The following is a 21,033-nucleotide window of genomic DNA, read 5'->3' on the forward strand; positions in this document are numbered from 1 at the left end:
AAACGCCCACGGCATAACCATGGGCGTTTAAAAATATCAATTGAAAACGACTTACGCCAGTTCAGCTTGTAGCCAAGGCCAGCCTTGTTTCTTGCGGCTGAGTGTGTTTTCCATCATTAGCACGCCATCTTTCTCGTGCTTAACCAGTTTATCAGCCCACTCACCTTTGTAGAGTAGACGAGTTTGCGCCGTGGTGATATCGGTAAGCATTACCGCAGCAAACGCAAGACCTTGTTCAGCGCAGCGGCGCTCAAGATCCGCTTCAAGCGCTTCGATCATGTCATCAACTTGTTCAAGTGTCGCTAGCTCTACCTGGCCGACAACAACGTCACGACCATTAAATGGATAGCCTTTTAAGTCTTTCTCAACTAGCTCAGCAGCAGACAAGCCTTCGATGTCAGTTTTCGCAATCAGTAGATCTTTAATGAAAGTATCAAGATCAGTGACACCTGCGATTTCAGCCAGTTCAGCAACGGCATCTTTATCTTTTTGAGTACAAGTTGGTGAAGCAAAACCAACGGTATCAGACAGGATTGCAGACATCATCAGCTTGGCGATTTGCGGCTTGATCTCATGGCCTTCGATCTTGAACATATTGAATAACACTGTATTAGTACAGCCTACAGGCCAGATCCAAGCTTCCATTGGGTTAACTGTCATCACATCCCCAAGGCGGTGATGGTCAACAATACCAAGAATTTCAGCATCCGCCACATCATCAGGAGCCTGAGCTAAATCTGAGTAGTCAACCAACCAGATTTTTTCACCCGCAACTGAAGTACGTAACTCAGGTACTTGTGCGTCAGCGACTTCAAGAATGTGTTGAGTTTCACGATTAATTTCACCTTGGCGAATCGGCTTTGCTTCCACACCACGCGCAGTTAGTAGCTCAGTTGCAACCAGTGCACTACAGATACTATCGCTATCAGGGTTCTTGTGACCTACAACTAGAATCATCTTTTTTCCTATCTGACTTTATTCTACCCAACTTGGGCAATTACTCACAAAGCTGATATTTTACCCTTTTTTAGCCATTTGTCATCGGCTGCTAAAGAAAATTTCGTTATAAGTCCAAGCTTATAACTCAACAAGCCCGAGCCATTGTTGCAAATAATTCTCATTACCATATAATGATAATGATTCCCATTTGCAACGGCGCGCATTATGAACAGTACCACGCCTCAGTTAGAACGCCTAGTTTGGCTAAATTTCGCTCAGTTTAGGCTGACCTATAAACGCTTATTGTTACCTATCAGTCTAATAGTATTGCTACTCGCTGAAGCTACACGAGAGATAGTGTTAATATCGCTGTCAGATGCTTTTTGGGCAGTTGCCAGTTATGTGGCCTTGACTCTGGCACTCTATCACTATCTGTCACGCTTCTTTAGCGGACAACACTATCTGGTGACTATGTATCATCGTTCTCGCCACTATCAAGTGATGTTTGCAGCGCTACTTGGGGCGCTTCCTGGTTGTGGCGGCGCGATCATTGTGACAACGCAGTTTGTCAGTGGTCGGGTCGGTTTTGGCGCTTTGGTGGCCGTGTTGACATCAACCATGGGTGATGCTGCATTTCTTTTACTCGCGAGTCAGCCTGATATTGGTATCTTGGTAGTTGCCATTGGGATTGTGGTCGGTTGCCTTAGCGGTTGGGCTATCAATGCAATACACAAAGACGACTTTTTAAGGCCAGTACAGACTCACCAGCCCTTATTAGCGCGATGCTGTCGTAATCGAGATCGCCATATCGAACAAACGGCGATAAATCTACAAGGCACCTTTTGGAAGTGGCTGCTTGTGCCCACCACGCTTATCGCCAGCGTCAATACTTTCCAAGTTGATGTAAACCAATTGCTCGCATTACCGCACCAAAGTATCGAATGGCTTGGCGCTATATTGATTATTATCAGTATGTTACTTTGGTCTGTGACAAAAGAAATTAATGACTATGAGTCGACGGTCGCTGAAGACCATAAAACAACGGCGTCTCATCCAATGCAAAAGGCTGCCCAAGACACCAACTTTGTTACCGCTTGGGTCATCGTTGCGTTTATTGCATTTGAGCTGATAACTTTCGCCGCAAATATTGATTTAGGCACAACACTAGCAAACTGCGGAGCTTGGATGCCGATGATGGGGCTTGCGATTGGCCTCCTGCCAGGATGTGGGCCACAAATATTGGTCACTAGCCTTTACCTCTCTGGCGTTGCCCCTCTTTCAGCACAACTCGCCAATGCCATTTCAAACGACGGGGACGCCCTGTTTCCTGCTATTGCTTTGGCCCCTAAAGCTGCGCTCGTCGCAAGTTTATACTCAGCCCTGCCCGCACTTTTAGTCGGTTACAGCTACTACTTCTTATTTGAACGATGAGAGTCAAAGACAACAAAAAAGCGCCCTGGTTTAGAGGGCGCAAATAAGGAGGGAGTGACCAATAATCGTGTTACGCTACTTTTTTCGTCGCAGACTTATCATTGGTGGTGGTTGCGGCTGTTTTTCTATCTGCAAAGAACTCCTCATGCAGAGCAAAAATCGCTTGCTGGTACTCTTTATCGCTGACCACAAACTGGACATTGACGTTACGCATTGATGAGTGCAGCGCAACCGGTGTGATCCCCTGATTCAGTAATACAAACACCCCTTGTGCTAGCGCTTTATTGGTATCAATTTGCGCACCGATGGCGGAAATCAATGCCACCATACGACCTTTGATTTCTGCATTTGGGTATTTTTTTTCAGCCTTGTAAAGCACCTTATTGAGGTTCTCGCTACTGCCACCTAAGTAATAAGTGATAGAGTTAGCGTTCATCTCTTTACCAATCAGACTTACGTGTGCATCAGAGATGATTTCCATCAGATCGTAGCTCACGTTATCAACGTTACCGACCATACCCTGATCGAATAAATGCAGCGCGAACACCTTTTCTTTACCAGCGATAATCTCAATTTTGTCGGCACTCGACTGGTAATCATTTGAGATTAACGTACCCGAATGATCCGGCTCGAAGGTATTTTTAATCTGTAGTTCAATACTCTTATCACGCAGCCCTGCAGCTGCATTAGGGTGAATAGCCTCCATCCCCAAGTTCGCTAGCTGATCGGCTACATCATAATTGGTTTGACCAATAGGCAGAACTTTCTCTGGGCCAACCACGCGTGGGTCGGCCGAGCTTAGATGATATTCTTTGTGAATAATGGCCAAGTCAGCGCCCGTAATGGCGGCAATGCGGCTGAAAGTAATTTCACTGTAGCCTCGGTCATAAGTTGACATCAAGCCCTCAGAGCATGACGCATATCCAGTCACAATCGGGAGCTCTTTGGTCACGTCAATATCAGCAAATGCATCTCGAATACTCTCATCTAAATTTTTTGGCGTGGTGGTGGTCCACCCCGACAAATCAACAAATCGTGCATTTAGACCAATATTTTTCAGTTTCAACACGGTGTTAAACGCACTGTGTGCTTCACCTATCGATGCTAAAAACTCTCGGATTTGCGGCAGGTAATGACGCAACGAGAACTGGCCATATTCACATGTTTCAAGAATATTGGAGATACAGTTTTTCGCTTCAGCGATGCGCGAGCGAATAAACTTATCGGCGCGATGACGGCTCATCGGGTCAGCAAACATATGTTCATTAGTTAATAACATTCGTTGCTCTAAATAGGACAGCGCTTCTTGCCAACTGTCATCGCGTTTTGCGATCAGTTGATAAACACCAGGCTTACTGGTTTTTTTACACTCAAGGAGTGAATCGGTCATACCGCCGTAAGCCGACACGACGAAGACTCGGTTATATCGTTTCTCTGGAGCGGGACGTAAAATAATGTTATCGAGAACAGCATCAAATGCTGTCATTGAAGTACCGCCGATTTTCTCTACGGTATAAGTCATATAAGAACCTTTTGGGTTTCTAAATGTGGGTTTATGGCAAATGAGTGGGGCAATTAGCCCCACTAAATTTCAGCTAGTCATTTAAGCTAGTCGACGAGAGGGTAAACACCATTGTCATCGTGCACTTCTTGCCCAGTGATAGGCGGATTGAATACACACGCCATAACCATAGGGGTATCTTTGTAGGCACGCAGATAGTGTTCATCATGTTTATCTAAGATATACAGAGTACCCGGTTTAATTGGGTAAGTTTCACCACCAACGATTTCAATTTCACCTTCACCACTCACGCAATAAACGGATTCAAGGTGGTTTTTGTAGTGTATGTGCGTTTGGGTATTTTCATAAATCGTCGTGATATGAAATGAAAAACCCATGTTGTCATCTTTAAGCAACATGCGAACACTTTCCCATGTCTCGGCGACGACTCTACGCTCACTGTTACGACACTCGTCTAATGTTCTGACTATCATCTGTTATCCTTAATCTTATGATGCTTTTTTGATGTGTTTAGCGGCAACTTGATCCACTGACTTTTCAAAGATGGCTAGGCCTTCTTCAAGCTCTGATTCCGTGATGGTAAGTGGGCAGAAGAACTTCACTACTTCGTCATTCGGGCCTGCCGTTTCAATCACCATGCCATTGTTAAAACAGGCAGTTGTGATTTCATCCGAGATCTCGCCATCATGACATTCAACGCCAATCATCATCCCGCGGCCTTTTTGCTGTAAAAACAGTTCAGGGTAGCGTTTGATATTTCGTTGAATCACGTCACTGACCTTATCAGCACACAGTCCGATATGAGATTCGAATTGGTCATCAGCCCAATAGATCTCTAAAGCTTTGGCTGCCGTGACAAAAGCGTGGTTGTTACCGCGGAATGTACCGTTATGCTCACCAGGCTTCCATTCATCAAGCTCTGGCTTAAGTAAAACCACTGCCATCGGTAAACCGTAACCACCTATCGACTTCGAAAGTGTGACGATATCAGGCGTGATACCTGCAGGTTCGAAACTGAAGAAGGTACCAGTACGACCACAACCTGCCTGAATATCATCAACAATCATTAAGATGTCATGCTGATCACAGATTTTTCGTAATCGTTGCAACCATTGATTAGAAGCAGCATTTAATCCACCTTCACCTTGAACGGTTTCGAGTAGAACAGCAGCAGGTTTGTCGATACCAGAAGAATTGTCATCAAGCATGGTTTCAAACAATTTTAAGCCATCGATATCGGCATAGCCTTCAAATGGAATTCGGGTGACATTGTTTAGACTGACTCCCGCACCCTGACGGTGGTGTTGGTTACCTGTTGCGGCTAAAGCGCCAGCAGTACAACCATGGAATCCATTAGTGAAAGCAACAATGGACTCTCGACCTTTCACTTTACGCGCCAGTTTAAGTGCTGCTTCGACAGCATTGGTGCCTGTCGGGCCAGTAAACTGGACTTTATAGTTAAGGTCACGTGGCGCCAGAATGTAGTTCTTAAGCGCGGTCAGAAAGTCAGCTTTTGCTTGCGAGTGCATATCTAAGCCATGGGTGATCCCATCCATTTCGATATAATCGAGCAAAGCGAGTTTTAATACAGGGTTATTGTGGCCGTAGTTCAGTGAACCAGCACCAGCTAGGAAATCAAGATAGCGTTCACCTTGTTCTGTCTCAAGCCAGCAGCCTTTGGCTTTATTAAACACCACTGGAAAACTGTTTGAATAAGAGCGAACTTTTGATTCCTGCTTTTTAAAAATATCCATGATGATACCGTTTCTAACTCCTGATTATTGATTTTGGTTTAGTGGGATACGATACAAATATTCACTATCGTGTTTCCCTTTGAAATGTTGATGTTCATCGAGAAATTTACTTACTTCACCGTCGAGGCCTTTTTGTTGTTCGAGCTTGTTAAATAGCGCCCAAGACGCCTGATTGTCTTTAGTAATAGTGGTTTCTATCGCCGTTATATGGCTTAAGTTATTGCGTTCAAGCAACGATGACAGCATAGTAAATGCCAACCCTTGACCACGAAAATCACGTCCGATAGCAACTTGCCAAATAAAGAGCGTGTCAGGTTGTTGCGGTTTTAAATAAGCGGAAATAAATCCAGCAACCTGCCCCTCTTTTTTAGCGATAACACAGGTATTACTAAAGTGAGTTGACTGAAGAAAGTTACAGTACGAAGAATTGACATCTAACGGCGGGCAATCCGCAATTAATTGTGCAACGCCATCGCCATCTTCAGCACAAGGCTGAGAGAGTTCCCACTCTGATTGAAGCGTATCCTGTATCTCAGGGTAGATAACCCAAGGTGCTGAAGAAATCATATATAAAAACATTTCCTTTGAACTCTAAACAATTTCTGCATTTAATATCCGCTAAACCCCACTAACAAATCAAATTCAATTCGGTTATACAGGCAAAAAATGTGACGAATATCACATAAAATGCGTAAATATTGCTTAGTGGCCTAAATATATCCTTGATGTGAATTCAGACATGGTACAGTTAGCGCCCGCGCGTTTCTGGCGAGCTTAATTGTCAAGATAACGTATTAAACCGATAACAGATTTGTTAAGGTTTATCTTGAACAAACAAATAGATAAATGGACGCGGATATGCGATTTTGGATAACTTTCACCTCTTTGCTGTGGGTTCTTTTCAGTACACCGAGCTTGGCTGAGCAAACAGCCTATTCAGATTCTGAACTACTCGACCGACCTTTAATGGAACGCTACATTCTTGATGAGTTAAAAGCGCTTCGCCAAGACCAGCAAGACTTGGAGCGCAGACTAATCGTGCAAATTACCGACCGAGAACTTAGCGTCGCTGACAAGTCGCTCAATTATGCCAACGTGACCGTGACCTATTTCTTCTACATCATTGCAGGTGTTGCTTCACTGATTGCTTTAGTCGGTTGGCAGTCATTACGTGAATTCAAAAACAACACCACAGAGATGGCCGATAAACGTCTCGACTCAATTGCAAGTGTGTATGAAAAGAAATTTGGCGCTCTTGAAAGAGATCTGAAACGCAAGACACGTATTATCAGTGAAAACAACAAAGAGATTGAGAAAATCAATGAGATCCACAACCTGTGGTTAAGGGCGCAAAGTATGCCAACCCCAGAGCAGAGAATGGATGTTTTTGATGAAATTTTAACTATCAGACCAGGTGATCTTGAAGCTTTGACCTATAAAGCTGATGCGGCAATGGAAATTAGAGAGTATCACTGGGCGCTCAGTTTATGTAACCGTGTTTTGGATCTTGATACCAGCAATGGTCCTGCGCTTTATCAACGAGCTTGTGCCTATTCACGTCTCGGAGTTGAAGAGCAAGCGATAGAAGATCTAGAAAAAGCCATTGAAGCTAGCCCATCAATTAGCGATCTTATTGATACCGAGCCCGACCTAGAAGGTCTGCATGGTAATCCGCGATTTGATGCCTTGATTCCAGTTCATAACGAGTAGCATCGATACAATTAAAAAAAAGCCCATTCAACAATGGGCTTTTTCATCATTCAAACTCATCAATGAGGGTTATTTATGGCGTTCTTTGAGTTTGTTCACCACATCATTCATCGACAAGCCTTGGTCTTGTAATAACACCATTAAATGGTAAATCAAGTCAGCGGATTCACAGACTAACTCCGCTTTATCACCCGACGTCGCCGCAAGCGCGACTTCAACGCCTTCTTCACCCACTTTCTGCGAAATACGTTTGGTGCCACGAGCATAAAGACTGGCGGTGTAAGAGGAATCTGGGTCGGCACTCTTGCGGGCAGCCAATAGCTGCTCAAGCTGATGAAGCCACACCATTTGTGACTCTTCTTGTGCATCGCCATCCCAACAGGTTGTGGTACCTGTATGGCACGTAGGGCCAATGGGATTCACTTTCACCAGCAACGTATCGTTGTCGCAATCAAGTGACATATTCACCAGTTGCAATACGTTACCCGAGGTTTCTCCTTTAGTCCAAAGACGTTGTTTAGTCCGAGAAAAAAACGTCACTTGACCCGTTTCCCCTGTTTTCGACAACGCGTCTTTATTCATATAGCCCATCATCAGCACTTGGCTTGACTGGTAATCTTGTACAATGGCAGGAACTAAACCATCCACCTTGCTCCAATCGATTCGCTCGGATAGCGAACTTACTTCGGCGGCTTTCAAACTCATAGTCGCACCTCAATGCCTTGCTGTTTTAAATACTGTTTTAGCTCACCAATATTGATGACTTGTTTATGAAACACCGACGCTGCAAGTGCACCATCGACATTGGCTTGTTGATAAGCCTCAGCAAAGTGCTCCATCGTTCCTGCACCACCAGATGCAATAAGCGGCACATGGCACACCTCTCGAACCATATTGAGTTGCTTAATATCGTAACCGTTACGCACACCATCTTGATTCATCATGTTTAACACGATTTCACCAGCACCACGTTTTTGCACTTCCTCAACCCAATCACATGTTTCCCATTGGGTTGCTTTGGTACGTTGTTCGTCGCCAGTAAACTGATATACCTGATATTTACCCGTCTCTTTATCATAGTAAGAGTCGATACCAACAACGATACATTGAACGCCAAATTTGTCGGCTAGGTCGGTAATCAACTGTGGATTCGCTAGTGCTGGCGAATTAATCGAAACCTTATCCGCACCAAACTCTAGAATGCGCGCGGCGTCTTGTGCTGATTTAATGCCACCAGCCACACAGAACGGGATATCAATGACCTCTGCAACGCGCGCAACCCAGCTTTTATCAACAACACGACCATCACTGGATGCCGTGATGTCGTAAAAAACCAACTCATCTGCGCCTTCCTCAGCATAACGCTGGGCCAAAGGAACAATGTCACCGATGATTTCATGGTTACGAAACTGAACGCCCTTCACCACTTGCCCATCACGGACATCAAGACATGGAACTATTCGCTTTGCCAACATGCAAATGCCTCCTGTGCAGTGAACTTACCATCAAGTAACGCGCGACCAACGATCACCCCTGCAACACCGCTGCCTTTCAAGGCTTCGATATCAGCTAGCGAACCAATGCCGCCGGAAGATTGAAACTCAACTTGTGGGTACTGTTTACATAGGTCAACGTAAAGTTCTACGTTTGAACCTTCTAACGTGCCATCACGAGAAATATCAGTACAAAGTACGTGGGTTAAACCCACCGTGAGGAAATTGTCGATCAGCGCTTCAATCGTAATGCCTGAATCTTCTTGCCACCCAGAAATAGCAACGTTACGAGTACCATTTTGGTCAATATTAATGTCCAGCGCTAAAACAATCTTGTCTGCGCCGTACTTTTCCATCCAACTTTTCACAAGCTCGGGCTGTTTTACCGCAGTAGAGCCGACCACAACGCGCTGAGCTCCTGCTTCTAACAGATCAACCACATCTTGCTCTGTACGCACTCCGCCACCAATTTGGATGTTAGCAGGCGTGCTTGCGAGTAGCTTTGCAATCAAATCAAGTTGGCGCGCTGTTGTGTCTTTCGCGCCGGTTAAATCAACCAAATGCAGCCAATTTGCTCCCGCTTGGTGATACAAATTAAATTGTTCTGCTGGGTCAACTTTATATTCTGTTACTTGGCCATAATCACCTTGATAAAGGCGGACCACCTGTCCTTCAATTAAATCGAGAGCTGGAATAATCACATTAAATCCCTTTTATAATTCTAAGAAGTTTTGAATCAGCTTCGCGCCCGCTTTTGAAGAACGCTCGGGGTGAAATTGCACACCGTAGTAGTTGCCACTTTGCAAGGCTGCCGTGAACGGTTGGCCATACTCACACTGAGCAATGGTATAACTACCAACAGGCATGGCAAAACTGTGGACAAAGTAGAAATACTCACCCTGTTCAATGTCCTTGAAAAGTGGATTGCCTTCTTTAGCCGAGACCGTATTCCACCCCATATGTGGCAGCGGTAAATCTCGAGTTTGCAATCGCTTTACTTCACCATCACACAAACCTAAGCAATCAACTTGCTCATCCGCTTTCTGACCTTTTTCTTGAGACACTTTGCCAAGCAACTGCATACCTAAGCAAATACCAAGTAACGGTTTTTCTACTTGTTTAACGAGCTCAATGAGGTCACGTTCTGCAAGATTTTTCATCGCCTCGCTAGCAGTACCAACGCCGGGCAGGAACAGTTTGTCAGCGCCGAGTACCACTTGCGGCTGTTTTGAAATGGTGACTTGATAGCCTAAACGTTGGATAGCAAATTTGACCGAAGAAACGTTGGCACAACCAGTATCAATAATTACAATTTTTTGCTCTGTCATAGTTTCGCCCCGCTACAGCACGCCTTTACTGCTTGGCAACTCAGTGCCTTCCACTTTGATTGCCTGACGCAATGTCCGACCAAACGCTTTAAACAAACTTTCAATAATGTGGTGGTCGTTGTCACCAGCAGACGATAAGTGCAAAGTACAAGCCAATGTATCGGTGAGAGAGCGGAAAAAGTGCACTACCATCTCTGTTGACAGGTCGCCGACTTGCTCACGACTGAACTTAGCATCAAATTTCAGATAAGGACGGCCTGATAAATCAAGCGCACATTGAGCCAAACACTCATCCATAGGCAAACTGAAACCAAAACGACCAATGCCGCGTTTGTCACCCAGCGCTTCTTTTAAAGCCTGACCAAGCGCCAAAGCAGTATCTTCGATAGTGTGGTGATCATCGATATGCAAATCGCCTTCGACCTGACAAACCATTTGAAAGCCGCCGTGAGTCGCAATTTGGTCTAACATATGATCAAAGAAGCCTAGGCCTGTAGAAATCTTATTGCCGCCTTGCTCATCTAAATTAACCTTGACGCGTATGTCGGTCTCTTTAGTGGTACGCACCACTTCAGCAACACGCGCTGTTACGGTCAAATCCTTGAGGATTTGTGGCCAATTCATCATATCAGGGTGATACTGTATACCACGAATCGCCATATTTTCGGCCAACTGCAAATCCGTTACACGGTCACCGATAACCACTGAATGTTGAAAATCAACTTTACCGCCTTGCAGGTACTCTTTGACCATGCCTAGCTTGGGTTTACGACAGGCACAGTTATCTTGTTCAAAGTGCGGACAGATAAGAACGTCATCAAATTTAACTCCCTGCGATTCGAAGATCTCCATCATCATATTATGCGGTGCATCGAAGTCTTGTTGTGGGTAGCTGTCTGTTCCTAGGCCATCTTGGTTGGTAACCATAACCAGGCGATAACCTGCATCTTGCAGAGCTAAAAGGCTTGGAATGACCAATGGCTCTAATTTGAGTTTATCTAAGCGATCGACTTGAAAATCGACTGGTGGCTCGACAATCAAAGTGCCATCACGATCAATAAATAAGATTTTTTGTTGTTTGCTCACTCGAACTTCCTTATTTCAAATTGGTTAGCACTGAGAAACATCGTCAGTGCCAAAGATTCTTTTTAGCTGTAATAATTTCTAATAAAGCCGAGTGTTTTCTCACACTCGTCTCGGCTGCCAACGCTGATCCGAACGCAATCTTCAATAGGCGAATTACGCAGAATAATCCCTCGCTCCCACGCCGCTTTAAACAAAGCATCGCCATCAGGAAATTTAACCAATAAGTAGTTACCCCACCCTTCAAAAACTTGCAAGCCAGGGATCATCATTAGCCCAACTTGTAAGTAAGCGCGATTGGCATTGAGATCCAATACTTGAAATTTGGTGCGGGCTAAACCGGCCTCAGACAGAGCTTGAATGGCAATCTCCGCCACAGGAATAGGCACAGGATATGGCGCAATAACCTTCAACAAGACGTTTATCAGTTGTTGATTTGCTAAAGTAAATCCACAACGCAACCCTGCAAGCGCGAACGCTTTTGACAACGTGCGTAAAACGGCAAGATTTGGGTACTGTGCTAGTAAATCGACGGTTGATGCCTCAGGGCAAAAGTCGATATAGGCTTCGTCCATCACGACAATGGCGCGATCTTTGGTCATTTCAAGCAAAGAGACGATGTCTTCGCGCTTTACCAAGTTCCCCGTTGGGTTATTCGGAGAACAGACAAAAACCAGTTTTACATTATCGAGATTTGCTTCGATGCTGGCCAGATCCAGTTGCCAATCTGCTGTTAATGGTATGGTTTTACGCTCAACACCGATCGTTTCAGCGCTGATGGCATACATGCCATAGGTGGGAGGGCAGTAGAGAATCGCATCTTGGCCTGGCTCACAAAACGCTCGGATCAGCAGTTCGATCCCTTCATCAGCGCCTCGAGAAGTTAAAGTCTGCTCAGGCAACACACCTGCATAAGCGGCATAGGCTTCGATCAGTGCTTTAGGTTGGCACTCGCTGTAACGATTTAAACGCGCAAAATCGGTTTTATATTCATTCGCAAAAGGTGATTCATTGGCATTGAGCCACACATCACCACTGCCACCAATTCGGCGCGCAGAAAGGTAAGGTGTTAACTGTTGTACTTGTTTACGTGCTAGCTTTTCCATCTCATTCAATCCTTACGCATTCTCTTTGGCAGCAAGTTTCTCAATACGGATCGTCACGGCTCGTTTGTGCGCATCGAGCCCTTCCGCTTCTGCCATCGTCACTACCGTAGGGGCAAGGTTTTTCAGCCCTTGTTGCGTCAGCTCTTGCACCGTCATCCGTTTAGAGAAATCCGCTAACCCTAAACTTGAGTAAGTACGCGTATAACCATAGGTAGGCAGTACGTGGTTAGTACCTGATGCGTAGTCACCCGCAGATTCTGGTGACCAATCGCCTAGGAAAATAGACCCGGCATTATCGAGCAGCGGCAATAGTTCACGCGGATTTTTGGTCTGGACAATCAGGTGCTCAGGGCCATAGTAATTAGAGATCGCTACCGACTGAGTGATAGACTCCGCGATAATAACCAGGCTCGATGCCAAGGCTTGCTGGGCAATATCTGCGCGCGAAAGCAGTTTCAGTTGACGCTGAACCGCATCGGTCACTTGGTCAGCAATAATTGGTGATGGCGTGACTAACACCACTTGCGAGTCTGGCCCGTGCTCGGCTTGGCTGAGTAAATCGGCGGCAATAAAGTCGGCATCGGCGGTTTCATCGGCAAGCACAAGAACTTCAGAAGGCCCCGCCGGCATATCAATCGCGGCGCCGCGGAAATCATTACTGACCTGACGTTTTGCTTCTGTTACGTACGCATTACCAGGGCCATAAATTTTATCGACTTTCTCGACGGTTTCGGTTCCGTAGGCCATAGACGCAACGGCTTGAGCACCGCCGACGTTATACACTTCATCAATACCACACAGTTTTGCGACATAAAGAATTTCATCGGCGATCGGTGGAGGTGAACACAACACTACTTTGCGACATCCAGCAATTTTCGCCGGAACCCCAAGCATCAGTACGGTTGATGGCAGTGGAGCACTTCCCCCTGGGATATAGAGGCCGACTTTCTGAATCGCACGAGTTACCTGTTCGCACATCACGCCCGGCTGAGTCTCGACCTTGATCGGCTGTGGTTTTTGCGCCTTGTGGAACTTAGCAATATTGTCATACGCTTGTTCAAGCGCTTGCTTCATCTTGGTGGATAAACGCAAACACGCTTCGTCTATCTCGGCACTTGAAACTCGAATCGATTGCGGCCTTACGCCATCAAATTTTTCAGTTAGCGCAAGCAACGCCGAGTCGCCATCTTGACGAACTTGACCAATCAAGTCGGCCACTGCCGCCGTAATGTTTGCGCCTTGCGTGATTGCTGGACGCTCAAGGATCGACGCTTGCTGCGATTCACTTAATGATTGCCAAACTACCGTTCTCATCGCGCTTACCCCATCATTTTTTCAATTGGTAGGACTAGAATCGAACTCGCCCCTAGCTCTTTTAACTGTTCCATGGTTTCCCAAAATAAATTTTCGGTACTGACAAGATGAATGGCGACTTTTTCTTGATCGCTCGACAAAGGCAAAACGGTTGGGTCTTCCGCACCCGGCAGGAGTGCTTTAATTTGTTCAAGCTTGCTAACTGGCGCGTGTAACATGATGTATTTAGATTCTTTTGCTTGCTGAACGCCTTGCATGCGAGTAAGCAGTTTTTCAATCAACGCGGTCTTGTCTGCATCAAACTCACCCAGTCGCTGGATTAGCGTGGCTTTTGATTCAAAGATCACTTCGGCTTCTTTGAGGCCGTTTGCTTCCAAAGTTGCACCGGTAGAGACTAAGTCAGCAATCGCATCCGCTAGACCTGCTCGCGGCGCTACTTCGACAGAGCCCGTCAACATACAAGTCGAAAATGGCACGCCTTGTTTATCCATATAGGCTTTTAGTAATTGTGGGTAGGTAGTGGCAATTCGCTTACCAGCCAAATCTTGAGGGCCCTGATACTCTTCATCTTTATCCAGTGCGATAGAGAGTCGGCAACCACCAAAATCTAAACGGCGCAGTGAAACATATTCGCTTGGCTCTCCAAGAGCTTTACGATCAAGTCGAACTTCTTCTAGCTCGTTCTCACCAATGAACCCCAAATCAACCACACCATCCATAATCAGACCCGGAATGTCGTCATCTCGCACTAATAGCAGATCGATGGGCATGTTCTCAGCGTGGACGACCAAACGCTCACCCATTACATTAAACTTCACACCACACTGTTTAAGCAGAGCTTGGCTCTCTTTACTTAGGCGACCTTTCTTTTGGATGGCGATTCTTAAGCGTTGTGTCTGCATGACTTTATCCCTGTGCAAATTTTTCAAATATGTAATTTCTAAACTGTAAAACTAAAAAACCCTCGGAAGAGTGTATCTCCCGAGGGTTCTAAATCTTGTAATTTGCGATTTTAGCCTCCGGGAGTTTCCTATCTCCCGGGTATGCGCGCATCTCCCGAAAGACTAGATTGGGTGATGATGGTGATGAATGTTCATTCCGATTAGGCGCATAGTTAATAAGCTCTTCAGTTTCGCTTGGTTGATATCCACACTAACTAAGGCGGACATTTTTTTCAACTATTTATTTAAACTTTTTTCAATTTGTATATAACAAATAAAAAGGGAGCTAACGCTCCCTTTTTATACGACTGAATGACAATAAGTTAGGCGTCGCTACACACCGCCATTTTTGATCTAGAGAGAACCGAAAGCAGTACACAAACCGCAATAAAGCTCACCGTTGCAGCCGCAAAAGAGATCGCGACCGAAGCCGTCATACCTAAGGTAATGAAGCCGATACACGATACAACCGCGACGGACAAGGCATAAGGTAGCTGAGTAGCGACGTGATCAATGTGATTACAGCGCGCCCCCGTTGACGACAAAATGGTGGTATCTGAAATGGGTGAACAGTGATCACCAAATACCGAACCAGCCAGCACCGCGCTCAACATTGGCAGCATCAGAGCCAAGTCGGTTGCGCCCGCCATGTCACCAGCGATAGGAAGCATAATCCCAAATGTTCCCCATGAAGTACCGGTCGAGAACGCCATCAAACCGGACAATAAGAACAAGATCACCGGTAACCAGTGTGGATTAATATTACCCTGAACTAGTGATGATAGGTATTTACCCGTGTTCATGTCACCAATAACCGAACCGATTGTCCATGCGAAGACAAGAATTAAAATCGCACCGAACATAGATTTTGCACCAATCCACAACGTGCGTGTGATCTCGCCTGTGGCAATCCCTTGTTTGATCACCGTAAATAGCGCAACCGCCAAGCCAACTAAACCACCGTAGATCAGTGACATGCCAACATCGGTATTTTCAAACGCGCCGAGTAGATTAAATTGATGGCCATCTGCGGCCAATGCTTGACCACCGGTGTAAAGCATCGAGGCGATAGTGGCTACAATAAGAAATACAATCGGTAACACTAGATCTGAAACTTTACCGCCTTCGCTCTCAACAATATCAAGCTCTTCATTAAGTTCATGAGCTTCTTGGGCATCATCAGCTTGCTCTTTGGCAAAGCCATGACCGCGCGAAGCGGTGATCTCATGGTCGCGCATTTTACCAATATCTAGGCCAAACCATGCAACAGCAAAGACCATCAATAGAGCAAAAATTGCATAGAAGTTCATCGGGATCAATCGAACATACGCGCCAAGCGCAGAGTACTCAGTTATACCGTGAGAAACTAAGATGCCACCGATGATCGTCATGATGTACGCACCCCAGCTTGATGCTGGCATGATCACACACATAGGCGCTGCAGTAGAATCAAGAATATACGCGAGTTTAGCTCGTGATACATAAAAACGGTCAGTGACCGGACGAGAAATCGCCCCCACAGCTAAACTGTTAAAGTAATCATCGACAAAGATAAACACGCCAAGAAACGCAGCCAAAAGCTTTGAGCCCCGCTTACTTTTAACGCGAGTTTGTGCCCATTCGGCAAATGCACGAGTACCGCCTGACAATGTCAGTAAAGCGGTCATCATTCCAAGCAGAATAAGGAAACCGACAATACTCATGTTCCAAGTGTTAATACCACCGTCTTCAATAAAAACACTCGAAACGGTCGTGCCAACGTAGCCAGCAGCATTGGTTAGCGAGTAGTCGTTAAGCAAAACCGCGCCAAGTGCGATACCAACACCAAGCGAAACCAGCACACGGCGAGTAATGATAGCTAAACTCAAAGCCACAAGTGGTGGCAAAAGAGATAAAGGAGATAATGCAAAATCAATTAAATTCATGATCTTCAAAAACCAGTAATAAATGGTTAGAGATCTACTGCAGACTAATTGCAGGAATTCATTTCCAAACAATTGAGTTGAAATAAGCGATAGGTAAGCGAATGCTTTACCCAGCCCTACAGTAGCGCTCCATAGTTTAACAAATTATAGACTATGGCAGTGTTACCCCTTTCGAGTGTAACCCCAGCAAGCACCTTTGATAGGGCAACTCACTTCGGCGAAATAACCTTTCCTGCTTGTTCATTGGCATCACCCCAACAAACATTACTTATTTATCCCGCGCCTCTACCGCGAGTGATGAAACTTTAAACTACCGAAAAATCAATTTAACAATAATTTAACCATCACAACGCATTAGGTTGCGTTCATTGTACTTAACTCAGCACTCGATTCAACAGATTATTCCAAGTTTTATTGTTAATTTTTATGGTTCAATCGCTTAATCCATTACTGAATATCTTTTGAATACTCATCCAGTTCAATAACAGCCGCTACCTTTATATGAGTGACTAAATTCACTATTTCTAATGCCACACCCTCCTTGGCAATAACAAACCTATAAGTTAAAGTGAACAATATATGCTAAGCCGCTCATATAATGATTTTTATAATAGGTTTCACATCTTTATGAAATGGATGGAACGCAGTTACCTATTTTCTAGCTTAACCACTAACATTGAATTGAAATAGTCATTTTATGTTTATCTTTTCCATCAAATATGATTATTTTATGTAAATTTATCTCTATTGGATTGTATTATTAAAAATAGAGGTTTATGATTCTTGCATCGACAACTTATATATGAAGAGATGAATAAATGTCGGAACTAACAAAAACACTATTAAATATTCGTAGTCTACGTGCATTTGCTCGTGATCTGACTCTAGAGCAGCTTGAAGAAGCACTCGACAAATTAACTACTGTGGTTGCTGAGCGTAAAGAAGCTGAAGAAGCTGAGCGCGCCGCTGCCGCTGAGCAAGAAGCGAAACTGGCTGCGATTGCAGAGCAAATTTCTAAAGATGGAATTGATGTAGAAGCGTTAATTTCTGCTCTTGCTGGAGAGTCAAAAACCAAAAGCAAGGCAAAAACAAAACGCGCTCCTCGCCCAGCTAAATATAAATATGTTGATGCTTCAGGCGCAGAAAAAACTTGGACAGGTCAAGGCCGTACACCATCATCAATCCAAGAGCAATTAGACGCAGGTAAGTCACTCGACGAGTTCCTAATCTAACCATTTTGTATTATTTAAAAAGCGCCTGAATGGCGCTTTTTTTGTGGCTGGAATAAAAAAAACCTCATAAGTATGAGGTCTAAATGAAATTTCAATCACCATTATTCTCTAAACGATAAAATTAAGTATCGTTCAAGGGGCTTCGATTTAACGCTCCCAGTATGCCTCTTCCAAGCTATCTTCACGCTCTGGCAGCCCTTTTGAAAGACGCGGGGAATGCTGTACCAAAACCTCATAGCTTGCGCGATTTGAATACTTACATACTTGAGAAAAAGATGAATAAGTCAGGTATGAGTGAGTATGTTTACTCGAATTAGGTACATTTTCTCTATGGTATTTATTAGCGGCCATATCATGCAGTAAGGCAGAGAGTGCCGCATCGCCAGCACCATTAGTGTTTTTAATTTTCTCAGGGCCCCCCATATAAGGTGAAATATGTGAGTAAACTTTAATTGCATTATCACACAGTGCTTTCGATGCGGGACGACTAAATTCGTAACGGTTAAATTCTGCGATACTACCTGGCAAAAGCGGTAATGAGGTTTCACGTTTTGCCGCCTCTTCCGTATAGCCCGCCATAAATAACCCCAGTGGCCCAGCAGTACATAATACTAAATCTACCCACTCTAGTGCTTTGTCAGAGGCAACTAATGGATCAGATTCTCCGGTTAACGCCTCCGCTTCATCCTCATTCATGGCAACAACACTGACGTGATCGCGTAAAAATGCCTGCCAAAATTCAGGATCGTCTTGAATAACAAATTTTGTGCCTAGGGTTAACACTACTGGGACATGATACTGCTTGGCGTACTCAATCGCTTTCATTGTCGCCTCGGGCATTGGATCGCCTGCTTTGCAACGGACCAAGTAAGCGGTTAAGACGAGCGCTGAAGCATTTTTGAAAATTTTCTCAGGAATACTGTCTGGGTGGAGTTGGTTCATTTGACCTTCGCTAATCGCAAAAGTACGTTCACCATCTTCAGTAATCAGTGCAAAGCAGCGTCCAATCGCACCGTTAACGCCCTGCAAATAGTTCAGATCCATACGGCTAGACGTGTTACATAAATAACGGTAGCCATAACTGCCAATCTTGATGTCTTGGCTCATTACGCCCAATAAGGTCGAACGGTCATCAGCAAGAACCGAATAGTTATGGAGTGTGTTGCCTATAGTGCCGCCCGCATATTCATTAGTAATTAAAGCGTACTCTTTTAACTCGGTATAAAGCGCTTCTGCGGTTTCATCATCGATAACTAATGAGTGTCCCTTACTCAGATTGTATTTCTCGATTAACTCACTACTCACCTTGGCTTCAATATCAACCAAAGTTTGGTCAATACCAATAATGTGCGTTCGTGACATCTTCTTGCTATCTTGCGCTTGAGTAACCAGTGGATCACGAGCATGAACCGGAAAATAGTGTTTGGATTTGCGTTGACCAGGAAATTTCATATTGCTGATTCTGAATAAGGGATGAAAGGATGCCGGATTCTACATCGCCGTTTTCAGTGCGGCAATATCAGGAATTATAGCAAACGTTTGCTGCGTTAATTTATTATCCACGGTTCAAGGCTTCACCGTAGTTGCTCCAATATGCAAAAATGAGTCTACTGGCTGTAAACTCATAATAATCGGCAAATAAAGGCTCTTACTCACCTTCCATAAAGCTTAAGTCAGGTAAACGGTCTAAGTTGTCACTGTAGCGTTTTAAGTTGAACTGGCCGTCATTTTTTGACACATCAAATATTTCAATCGCCACGGCACAAGCCATCATAGCCACTGCATCTTCTTTTGAATTACCCGTCATCATCAGGCGCATCAAGGTCTCTTTAACTTTAACCGGATTGCCATCTTCAAGTTGATTTTCAATCACTTCGATCAACTGAGCTTCTTCGATTATCGAGTTCTCATCACTCATTGTATTTACCTTGCCTATCTTGAATTTTGCTTACTATGCCATATATACAAACTCTATAGACAATAAAGCGTGATTTTGTCGTGTTACTTGATCAAACAATGGCCGTTGGCGAAATGTGAGGATGATCTCGGATCTGTCCCCTCGTTATGCTTTCTGATAGAATTTGCGTCCGGTTAATTTAAGTGGTGTTTAGTAATGTCTGACAACTGTACTGATAACAGTCAAAAGAAAGTCATCGTGGGTATGTCCGGTGGTGTTGATTCATCCGTTTCGGCTTATCTTCTTAAGCAACAAGGCTATCAAGTCGAAGGGTTGTTTATGAAGAACTGGGAAGAAGATGACAACGAAGAATACTGTACAGCAGCAGAAGATCTTGCCGATGCTCAAGCGGTTTGTGACAAGCTAGGCATTCACCTTCATACCATTAACTTTGCCGCAGAATACTGGGACAATGTATTTGAGTACTTCCTTGCAGAATACAAAGCAGGTCGTACACCGAACCCTGATATTTTGTGCAATAAAGAGATCAAATTTAAAGCTTTCTTGGAGTTCGCAGACGAAGTTCTCGATGCTGATTACATTGCGATGGGTCACTATGTACGCCGTTCATTTCCACAAAATGGTGAAAAACCGCAAATGCTACGCGGCGTTGATGGCAACAAAGACCAAAGCTATTTCTTATACACGCTTAGCAGCGAACAAATTGGCCGTAGCTTGTTCCCAGTCGGAGAGCTTGAGAAGCCTGAAGTGCGCCGCATTGCTGAAGAACAAGATTTGATCACGGCCAAGAAGAAAGACTCGACTGGTATCTGCTTTATTGGTGAACGTAAGTTTACCGACTTCCTTTCGCGCTACCTACCCGCTCAACCAGGTAAGATCGAAACCCCTGAAGGCAAAGTTATCGGTGAACACCAAGGCTTGATGTACCACACTTTAGGCCAGCGTAAAGGTCTGCATATTGGCGGACAAAAAGGCGGTGGCGGTCACGAAGACCCTTGGTACGTTGCAGAGAAAGACTTAAAACGCAACGTGTTAATTGCCGTTCAAGGCGCTGACCACCCGTTACTGAAGTCACAGGGGCTGCTCGCATCTCAGTTGCATTGGGTAGATCGCGAAGTAATTAAACAACCGTTACAATGCAGTGTAAAAACGCGCTACCGTCAGACAGATATCCCATGTACTATCATCCCAATTGACGATGAAAACATTAAAGTTATCTTTGACCAGCCGCAAGTTGCCGTAACACCAGGACAATCCGCTGTCTTCTATCAAGGCGAAGTCTGTCTAGGTGGCGGTATCATTGAAGCGCGCATTTAAGTAACCATCAGGAGTAGAAC

The 21,033-nt window shown here is 44.7% G+C and carries 20 protein-coding genes, 1 riboswitch and 1 other annotated feature; of the genes, 4 read left to right on the plus strand and 16 right to left on the minus strand.

The window, feature by feature from the left end:
* Nucleotides 1-51: 51 nt before the first annotated feature.
* Complete coding sequence (locus BS19_RS07950) at nucleotides 52-957, minus strand: manganese-dependent inorganic pyrophosphatase (protein ID WP_038174489.1); 906 nt, start codon at nucleotides 955-957, stop codon at nucleotides 52-54.
* A gap of 207 nt (nucleotides 958-1,164) precedes the next feature.
* Here BS19_RS07950 and BS19_RS07955 point away from each other — a divergent pair, with 207 nt between their 5' ends.
* Nucleotides 1,165-2,370: a putative manganese transporter gene (locus BS19_RS07955; protein WP_038174490.1), complete on the plus strand. Its 1,206-nt coding sequence runs from the start codon at nucleotides 1,165-1,167 to the stop codon at nucleotides 2,368-2,370.
* Between the two features lie 70 nt (nucleotides 2,371-2,440).
* Here BS19_RS07955 and BS19_RS07960 read toward each other — a convergent pair whose 3' ends face one another.
* The 4 genes from BS19_RS07960 to ectA all read right to left on the minus strand — a co-directional run bounded on the left by BS19_RS07960 (nucleotide 2,441) and on the right by ectA (nucleotide 6,213).
* On the minus strand, nucleotides 2,441-3,892 hold the full coding sequence (locus tag BS19_RS07960; protein WP_051686509.1) for an aspartate kinase: 1,452 nt from the start codon (nucleotides 3,890-3,892) through the stop codon (nucleotides 2,441-2,443).
* Between the two features lie 86 nt (nucleotides 3,893-3,978).
* A complete protein-coding gene (locus BS19_RS07965; RefSeq protein ID WP_038174491.1) occupies nucleotides 3,979-4,365 on the minus strand; it encodes an ectoine synthase in 387 nt (128 codons plus the stop codon).
* A 15-nt stretch (nucleotides 4,366-4,380) separates the two neighbouring features.
* Nucleotides 4,381-5,646: a diaminobutyrate--2-oxoglutarate transaminase gene (gene ectB / locus BS19_RS07970; protein ID WP_038174493.1), complete on the minus strand. Its 1,266-nt coding sequence runs from the start codon at nucleotides 5,644-5,646 to the stop codon at nucleotides 4,381-4,383.
* Nucleotides 5,647-5,670: 24 nt separating this feature from the next.
* On the minus strand, nucleotides 5,671-6,213 hold the full coding sequence (ectA, locus tag BS19_RS07975) for a diaminobutyrate acetyltransferase (protein WP_038174494.1): 543 nt from the start codon (nucleotides 6,211-6,213) through the stop codon (nucleotides 5,671-5,673).
* 291 nt (nucleotides 6,214-6,504) lie between these two features.
* On the opposite strand from ectA, the gene BS19_RS07980 reads away from it, so the two are divergent.
* Entirely contained in the window at nucleotides 6,505-7,356 is an 852-nt protein-coding gene (locus BS19_RS07980) for a tetratricopeptide repeat protein (protein ID WP_038174495.1), read from the plus strand.
* 69 nt (nucleotides 7,357-7,425) lie between these two features.
* Here BS19_RS07980 and hisIE read toward each other — a convergent pair whose 3' ends face one another.
* From hisIE to BS19_RS08025, 9 genes are all read right to left on the minus strand, one after another.
* Nucleotides 7,426-8,061, minus strand: a complete 636-nt coding sequence (hisIE, locus tag BS19_RS07985; protein ID WP_038174497.1) for a bifunctional phosphoribosyl-AMP cyclohydrolase/phosphoribosyl-ATP diphosphatase HisIE — start codon at nucleotides 8,059-8,061, stop codon at nucleotides 7,426-7,428.
* Nucleotides 8,058-8,831 carry an imidazole glycerol phosphate synthase subunit HisF gene (hisF, locus tag BS19_RS07990; protein ID WP_038174498.1) on the minus strand — a complete coding sequence of 258 codons (774 nt, stop codon included), beginning with the start codon at nucleotides 8,829-8,831 and terminating at the stop codon, nucleotides 8,058-8,060. The genes hisIE and hisF overlap by 4 nt, the downstream gene beginning before the upstream one ends.
* On the minus strand, nucleotides 8,813-9,550 hold the full coding sequence (gene hisA, locus BS19_RS07995) for a 1-(5-phosphoribosyl)-5-[(5-phosphoribosylamino)methylideneamino]imidazole-4-carboxamide isomerase (RefSeq protein ID WP_038174499.1): 738 nt from the start codon (nucleotides 9,548-9,550) through the stop codon (nucleotides 8,813-8,815). The genes hisF and hisA overlap by 19 nt, the downstream gene beginning before the upstream one ends.
* Before the next feature lie 12 nt (nucleotides 9,551-9,562).
* Nucleotides 9,563-10,177: an imidazole glycerol phosphate synthase subunit HisH gene (gene hisH, locus BS19_RS08000; RefSeq protein ID WP_038174501.1), complete on the minus strand. Its 615-nt coding sequence runs from the start codon at nucleotides 10,175-10,177 to the stop codon at nucleotides 9,563-9,565.
* A gap of 12 nt (nucleotides 10,178-10,189) precedes the next feature.
* A complete protein-coding gene (gene hisB, locus BS19_RS08005; RefSeq protein ID WP_038174502.1) occupies nucleotides 10,190-11,263 on the minus strand; it encodes a bifunctional histidinol-phosphatase/imidazoleglycerol-phosphate dehydratase HisB in 1,074 nt (357 codons plus the stop codon).
* 62 nt (nucleotides 11,264-11,325) lie between these two features.
* Nucleotides 11,326-12,366, minus strand: a complete 1,041-nt coding sequence (hisC, locus tag BS19_RS08010; protein WP_038174503.1) for a histidinol-phosphate transaminase — start codon at nucleotides 12,364-12,366, stop codon at nucleotides 11,326-11,328.
* Nucleotides 12,367-12,378: 12 nt separating this feature from the next.
* The gene (gene hisD / locus BS19_RS08015; protein ID WP_038174505.1) at nucleotides 12,379-13,680 is read right to left on the minus strand and encodes a histidinol dehydrogenase; all 1,302 of its coding nucleotides are present in this window, start codon (nucleotides 13,678-13,680) and stop codon (nucleotides 12,379-12,381) included.
* A 5-nt stretch (nucleotides 13,681-13,685) separates the two neighbouring features.
* The gene (gene hisG / locus BS19_RS08020; RefSeq protein ID WP_038174506.1) at nucleotides 13,686-14,582 is read right to left on the minus strand and encodes an ATP phosphoribosyltransferase; all 897 of its coding nucleotides are present in this window, start codon (nucleotides 14,580-14,582) and stop codon (nucleotides 13,686-13,688) included.
* A 50-nt stretch (nucleotides 14,583-14,632) separates the two neighbouring features.
* Nucleotides 14,633-14,769: a sequence feature (His leader region), on the minus strand.
* A gap of 175 nt (nucleotides 14,770-14,944) precedes the next feature.
* Nucleotides 14,945-16,546 carry a Na+/H+ antiporter NhaC family protein gene (locus BS19_RS08025; RefSeq protein WP_038174508.1) on the minus strand — a complete coding sequence of 534 codons (1,602 nt, stop codon included), beginning with the start codon at nucleotides 16,544-16,546 and terminating at the stop codon, nucleotides 14,945-14,947.
* Between the two features lie 114 nt (nucleotides 16,547-16,660).
* Nucleotides 16,661-16,842, minus strand: a riboswitch (Lysine riboswitch).
* 522 nt (nucleotides 16,843-17,364) lie between these two features.
* Between BS19_RS08025 and BS19_RS08030 the strand changes: the two genes are divergently transcribed.
* Entirely contained in the window at nucleotides 17,365-17,778 is a 414-nt protein-coding gene (locus BS19_RS08030; RefSeq protein ID WP_038174509.1) for an H-NS family histone-like protein, read from the plus strand.
* 147 nt (nucleotides 17,779-17,925) lie between these two features.
* On the opposite strand, the gene BS19_RS08035 is transcribed toward BS19_RS08030, so the two are convergent.
* Nucleotides 17,926-19,230, minus strand: coding sequence for an inosine/guanosine kinase (locus tag BS19_RS08035; RefSeq protein ID WP_038174510.1), 1,305 nt, complete (start codon nucleotides 19,228-19,230; stop codon nucleotides 17,926-17,928).
* 196 nt (nucleotides 19,231-19,426) lie between these two features.
* The gene (locus BS19_RS08040; protein WP_038174511.1) at nucleotides 19,427-19,696 is read right to left on the minus strand and encodes a hypothetical protein; all 270 of its coding nucleotides are present in this window, start codon (nucleotides 19,694-19,696) and stop codon (nucleotides 19,427-19,429) included.
* Between the two features lie 195 nt (nucleotides 19,697-19,891).
* On the opposite strand from BS19_RS08040, the gene mnmA reads away from it, so the two are divergent.
* Nucleotides 19,892-21,013: a tRNA 2-thiouridine(34) synthase MnmA gene (gene mnmA, locus BS19_RS08045; protein WP_038174512.1), complete on the plus strand. Its 1,122-nt coding sequence runs from the start codon at nucleotides 19,892-19,894 to the stop codon at nucleotides 21,011-21,013.
* The last annotated feature ends 20 nt before the right edge of the window (nucleotides 21,014-21,033 follow it).

Source organism: Vibrio pacinii DSM 19139, assembly GCF_000711795.1.
GTDB classification, from domain to species: Bacteria; Pseudomonadota; Gammaproteobacteria; order Enterobacterales; family Vibrionaceae; genus Vibrio; species Vibrio pacinii.

Bases quoted from the DNA above. Each gene is read 5' to 3' on its own strand.
- BS19_RS07950 (WP_038174489.1), bottom strand. From the start codon at position 957: ATGATTCTAGTTGTAGGTCACAAGAACCCTGATAGCGATAGTATCTGT.
- BS19_RS07955 (WP_038174490.1), top strand. From the start codon at position 1,165: ATGAACAGTACCACGCCTCAGTTAGAACGCCTAGTTTGGCTAAATTTC.
- BS19_RS07960 (WP_051686509.1), bottom strand. From the start codon at position 3,892: ATGACTTATACCGTAGAGAAAATCGGCGGTACTTCAATGACAGCATTT.
- BS19_RS07965 (WP_038174491.1), bottom strand. From the start codon at position 4,365: ATGATAGTCAGAACATTAGACGAGTGTCGTAACAGTGAGCGTAGAGTC.
- ectB (WP_038174493.1), bottom strand. From the start codon at position 5,646: ATGGATATTTTTAAAAAGCAGGAATCAAAAGTTCGCTCTTATTCAAAC.
- ectA (WP_038174494.1), bottom strand. From the start codon at position 6,213: ATGATTTCTTCAGCACCTTGGGTTATCTACCCTGAGATACAGGATACG.
- BS19_RS07980 (WP_038174495.1), top strand. From the start codon at position 6,505: ATGCGATTTTGGATAACTTTCACCTCTTTGCTGTGGGTTCTTTTCAGT.
- hisIE (WP_038174497.1), bottom strand. From the start codon at position 8,061: ATGAGTTTGAAAGCCGCCGAAGTAAGTTCGCTATCCGAGCGAATCGAT.
- hisF (WP_038174498.1), bottom strand. From the start codon at position 8,831: ATGTTGGCAAAGCGAATAGTTCCATGTCTTGATGTCCGTGATGGGCAA.
- hisH (WP_038174501.1), bottom strand. From the start codon at position 10,177: ATGACAGAGCAAAAAATTGTAATTATTGATACTGGTTGTGCCAACGTT.
- hisC (WP_038174503.1), bottom strand. From the start codon at position 12,366: ATGGAAAAGCTAGCACGTAAACAAGTACAACAGTTAACACCTTACCTT.
- hisD (WP_038174505.1), bottom strand. From the start codon at position 13,680: ATGAGAACGGTAGTTTGGCAATCATTAAGTGAATCGCAGCAAGCGTCG.
- hisG (WP_038174506.1), bottom strand. From the start codon at position 14,582: ATGCAGACACAACGCTTAAGAATCGCCATCCAAAAGAAAGGTCGCCTA.
- BS19_RS08025 (WP_038174508.1), bottom strand. From the start codon at position 16,546: ATGAATTTAATTGATTTTGCATTATCTCCTTTATCTCTTTTGCCACCA.
- BS19_RS08030 (WP_038174509.1), top strand. From the start codon at position 17,365: ATGTCGGAACTAACAAAAACACTATTAAATATTCGTAGTCTACGTGCA.
- BS19_RS08035 (WP_038174510.1), bottom strand. From the start codon at position 19,230: ATGAAATTTCCTGGTCAACGCAAATCCAAACACTATTTTCCGGTTCAT.
- BS19_RS08040 (WP_038174511.1), bottom strand. From the start codon at position 19,696: ATGAGTGATGAGAACTCGATAATCGAAGAAGCTCAGTTGATCGAAGTG.
- mnmA (WP_038174512.1), top strand. From the start codon at position 19,892: ATGTCTGACAACTGTACTGATAACAGTCAAAAGAAAGTCATCGTGGGT.